Genomic DNA, 4,163 nt, shown 5'->3' on the forward strand with positions numbered 1-4,163 from the left:
CCACAACCTCGCCCTCGCCGGATAGACGAGCAGCAGGGACCACCATCGAACACCTCCTCCTCAATTCCCAAGATCGCTTACGGGACAGCCTTTAGAGAAACGAAATCCCCCCTTGGGCCAGGCTCCCCGGCGAGATCGCGGAGCCGTTCCGAGAAGTCCGAGAAGGGTGTCCCATGAGTAGCATGACGCATCGCCTGCGCCGCCACACCGCCGCCGCCTGCCTGGCCGCCGGGCTCGTCCTGACCACGGCCGCCTGCTCCAGCTCGTCCGGCGGCGACTCGTCGGACAGCGCCGCGGGCAAGGGCGACGACACACAAGTGAAGTTCGCGCAGTGCCTGCGGGACCACGGCGTCCAGCCGGGCTCGGACGGCGGCGGCAGCAAGAGCGGCACCAAGGACCTCATCGCCCCCGGCCAGGACCAGAAGAAGGTCGAAGCGGCGGTGCAGGCCTGTAACACCGGCGACAGCCAGGTGTTCAACAAGCCCAAGTCCAATCCCCGACGGGCAGCTCAAGTTCGCCCAGTGCATGCGCAGGAGGGCCTCGACTATCCCGACCCGGACCCGAACCAGGGCAACAAGCCGGTCTACGCTCCAGCGGGGAAGGAGGACCAGTGGGACAAGGCCTCCAAGAAGTGCGGCCACTTGATCCTCGACGGCGTCCAGGGCCAGCAGTGACCGTGCACGAGTCGCAGGCTCCGGAAGAGCAGGCGGCACCGCCTGAGTCAGCAGCGACGGACGACCCCACGGCGGGCCACGCCCGGACGGGCGGCCGCAGAAGGACGTTCCTGATCTGCCTGGCCGCGTTGGTCGTCATCACCGGCGCCACGGTCGCCGCCACCTCCCTGACGGGCACCGGCACCCACAGCACCGGGCAGAGCACCGGCGTACCCAAAGCCACCGCCCCCGTCACCCGCGGCCACATCAGCGACGGCAGCCAGGCGGACGCCACCCTCGGCTACGGCAAGGAACGCAAAGTAGCCGCGGGCAGCCAGGGCGTGCTCACCAAACTCGTCGCGAACGGCTCCACGGTCTCCCGCGACGAGGCGCTCTACGAACTCGACGGACGGCCGGTGCGGCTGATGTACGGGGCCGAGCCCGTGTACCGGGAGCTGAAGGAGGGCGTCAAGGGCGACGACGCGCGGCAGTTGAAGGCGAATCTGCGGGCGCTGGGCTACGGCGACGGGCTGGCCGACGACCAGACCTTCACCTCCGGCACGACGGCTGCCGTCAAACGCTGGCAGGACCACCACGCCATGAAGCAGACCGGCACGGTCGGCCCGGCGGACATCGCCTTCGCTCCTGGTTCCGTACGGGTCAAGGCGCCCGGCACGGGAGCCACGGGCCAGGGTCCCGTGGCCGTGGGCGACCGCGTGCAGTCCGGCGGCACGGTGCTGACCGTCACCGGGACCGACCGCATCGTGCAGGTCAAGATGGACGTATCCGCGGCGAACCGCCTGAAGACCGGCACAAAAGTCTCCGTGGAACTGCCCAGCGGCACCAACGCGTCGGGCAGCGTCTCCTCGATCGGGAAGACCGTCGACACTCCCTCCGGCGACGGCAAGTCGGGCGCGGGTGGTAACGGCACGGACAAGACGCCCAAGGTCGAGGTCCTGATCTCCTTCGACGACGCGAAGAAGGTCGACGGCATCGACCAGGCACCGGTCACCGTCCGCTTCACCGGCGAGACCCACAAGAACGTGCTGACCGTCCCGGTCAACTCCCTCGTTGTCTTCTCCGACGGCGGGTTCGGCGTCCAGGTCGTCGAGGACGGCAAGGTGCGCGACGTACAGGTGAAACTCGGCCTGTTCGGACAGGGCAGGGTCGAGGTCAGCGGACCGGAGCTGCGCGAGAACCAGCAGGTCGGGGTGCCCAAGATATGAGCAGCCCCGTACCTCCTCCCCCGGCGCCCGTCGTGGAGCTGCGCGGTGTCACCAAGCGGCATCCCGGCAACGTGAGCGCGCTGGGCGGCATCGATCTGACCGTCACCGAGGGCGAACTCCTCGCGATCGTCGGTCAGTCGGGCTCCGGAAAGTCGACGTTGCTGCACATCGTCGGCACCCTGGACCGGCCGACCACCGGCAGCGTACGCATCGCGGGCCACGACGTCGCCAAGCTCTCCGACCGGCGACTCTCGGCGTTGCGGGCCCGGCACATCGGCTTCGTGTTCCAGGCCTTCCACCTGCAGCCGGGCCTCACGGCCCGGGACAACGTGGCGGCGGGCCTCCTGTACGCGGGGCTGCCCCGGGCCGAGCGCCGCAGGCGGGCCGCCGAAGCCCTGGACCGGGTGGGCCTGGGCGATCGCATGACGCACCGCCCGCACGAGCTGTCCGGCGGCCAGAAGCAGCGCGTCGCCATCGCCCGCGCGGTGGTGGCCCAGCCCGATCTGCTGCTCGCCGACGAACCCACCGGAGCCCTCGACTCGGCCTCCAGCGAATCCGTGATGAAAATCCTCCACGACCTCAATCAGGACGGCGCGACCATCGCCGTCATCACCCACGACAACGAGATCGCCGACAGCCTGCCGCGCCAAGTCCGCCTGAAGGACGGCCTGGTGGTCGCCGACCGGGGAGGCCCACGACTGGCGGCCGCCGATCAGGGGGGCCCGCGATGAGGGACCGTCCCACCGATCGACCCACCGACCGGCCTACTGACCGATCCACCAATCAATCCACCGACCGACCCGCCAGCCGACCCGCTGATCGACCCGCCGACCGCCTCACCGTTTCCCAGCTCTCCCCGCGCGACGTCCTGCACGTGGGCTCGGCCGGCCTGCGCGGCCGCCCCATGCGCGTCGTGCTCTCCGCACTCGGCATCGCACTCGGCATCGCCACGGTGATCGCGGTCGTCGGCGTCTCCTCCTCCAGCAAGGCCAAGCTGATGGACGAGCTCGACCGCCTCGGCACCAATCTCCTGGTGGTCTCGTCGGGCCAGTCGATGCTCCGCAATCAGGACATACGCCTGCCCAAGGACGCCCCGGGGATGATCAGCCGCATCCCGGGGGTCCAGGACATCGCCACCACCGGCGACCTCAAGAACGTCAACGTCTGGCGCAGCGAATTCGTCCCCAAGACCGAGACCAACGGCATCACGGTCAAGGCAGCCCAGGGAGACGTGCTCAAGACGCTGCGCGGAAAACTGGGCAGCGGCACCTGGCTCAACAGCGCCGCGGGCCGCTATCCAGCGGTCGTCCTCGGCGGTGTCGCCGCCGACCGGCTCGGGGTGAGCCGACCCGACGGCCAAATCCTCATCGGGGACCGGTACTTCACGGTCATCGGCATCATGGGCTCTCTGCCCAACTCTCCCGACCTGGAGCGCTCCGCCCTCGTCGGCTGGGACTACGCCCAGCGGCAGATGGTCTTCGACGGCCACCCCGGCGCCATCTACGAACGCTCCGGCAACGCGGTCAGCGACGTACGCTCCAGCCTGGGCAAGACCGCTAATCCCGAGCACCCCGAACTCGTCGGCATCAGCGACCCGTCCGAGGCGCTGAAGACGAAAGCCGCGGCCGAGGGGGCATTCACCAACCTCCTTCTCGGGCTGAGCGGAGTGGCCCTGCTCGTCGGCGGGGTCGGCGTCGCCAACACCATGATCATATCGGTGTTGGAGCGGCGCCACGAGATCGGCCTGCGCCGCTCGCTGGGTGCCACCAAGGGCCAGATCCGCATCCAGTTCGTCACCGAGTCGCTGCTCCTGTCCGGCTTCGGCGGGGTCGCGGGCGTCATCCTGGGCGCCGCCGCGACCGGCATCTACGCCGCGTCGGGCTCAATGCCGTGGGTGGTGCCGCCCTGGGCGGTGGCGGGCGGGTTCGCGGCGACCCTGGTCATCGGCACGGTCGCCGGCCTCTATCCGGCGGTACGCGCGGCCCGGCTGTCCCCGACGCTGGCGTTGCAGGCGCCGTGAGCCGGCTCGCCGGTCAACTCCCCTGGGCCGCGCGGGAGTCCAGGGGAGTGTGCCGGTTCCAGGACAACAACGAATTGAGGTGACCCCCATGGCGACTCTGCTGGTCAATTCACAGGGGTGAGAGGGACGTTCGGAGGGTGTCGAGGCGTGAGGTCCAGCTACCGCCGAGTGGGGTGCCGTTGAGCCAGGCGTCGATGCGGACGAGGTTGAGGGCCATCGCGGTGAGTACGTGTTGCAGGTGGGTCTTGGCGAGACCCTTGTAAT

At 69.5% G+C, this 4,163-nt stretch carries 4 protein-coding genes; all 4 read left to right on the forward strand.

Translation table 11 applies throughout. From position 1 onward, the window contains the following. Positions 1-173: 173 nt before the first annotated feature. On the forward strand, positions 174-674 hold the full coding sequence (locus ACIQ8J_RS35780; protein WP_403278315.1) for a hypothetical protein: 501 nt from the start codon (positions 174-176) through the stop codon (positions 672-674). Then, a complete protein-coding gene (locus ACIQ8J_RS35785; RefSeq protein WP_403608149.1) occupies positions 671-1,879 on the forward strand; it encodes an efflux RND transporter periplasmic adaptor subunit in 1,209 nt (402 codons plus the stop codon). Before ACIQ8J_RS35780 ends, ACIQ8J_RS35785 begins: the two co-directional genes overlap by 4 nt. Beyond that, positions 1,876-2,610, forward strand: a complete 735-nt coding sequence (locus tag ACIQ8J_RS35790) for an ABC transporter ATP-binding protein (protein WP_403278312.1) — start codon at positions 1,876-1,878, stop codon at positions 2,608-2,610. Before ACIQ8J_RS35785 ends, ACIQ8J_RS35790 begins: the two co-directional genes overlap by 4 nt. A 143-nt stretch (positions 2,611-2,753) precedes the next feature. After that, positions 2,754-3,899, forward strand: coding sequence for an ABC transporter permease (locus ACIQ8J_RS35795; protein ID WP_403278311.1), 1,146 nt, complete (start codon positions 2,754-2,756; stop codon positions 3,897-3,899). The last annotated feature ends 264 nt before the right edge of the window (positions 3,900-4,163 follow it).

Source organism: Streptomyces sp. NPDC094147 (genome assembly GCF_044764265.1).
GTDB lineage: Bacteria > Actinomycetota > Actinomycetes > Streptomycetales > Streptomycetaceae > Streptomyces.